Genomic DNA, 297 nt, shown 5'->3' on the forward strand with positions numbered 1-297 from the left:
GTCACCGGCAGTCTATCTAGAGTGCCCACCCGAAGTGCTGGCAACTAAATATAAGGGTTGCGCTCGTTGCGGGACTTAACCCAACATCTCACGACACGAGCTGACGACAACCATGCACCACCTGTCTCCTCTGTCCCGAAGGAAAGATACATCTCTGTACCGGTCAGAGGGATGTCAAGACCTGGTAAGGTTCTTCGCGTTGCTTCGAATTAAACCACATACTCCACTGCTTGTGCGGGTCCCCGTCAATTCCTTTGAGTTTCAGTCTTGCGACCGTACTCCCCAGGCGGAATGCTT

The 297-nt window shown here is 52.9% G+C and carries 1 rRNA gene; it reads right to left on the reverse strand.

Features of this window, described 5'->3' with window-relative positions:
• A 16S ribosomal RNA gene (locus M3636_RS30005) occupies positions 1-297 on the reverse strand; the annotation flags it as partial.

This window comes from Paenibacillus sp. MER 99-2 (assembly GCF_023714095.1).
In the GTDB taxonomy this organism is placed as follows: Bacteria; Bacillota; Bacilli; order Paenibacillales; family Paenibacillaceae; genus Paenibacillus.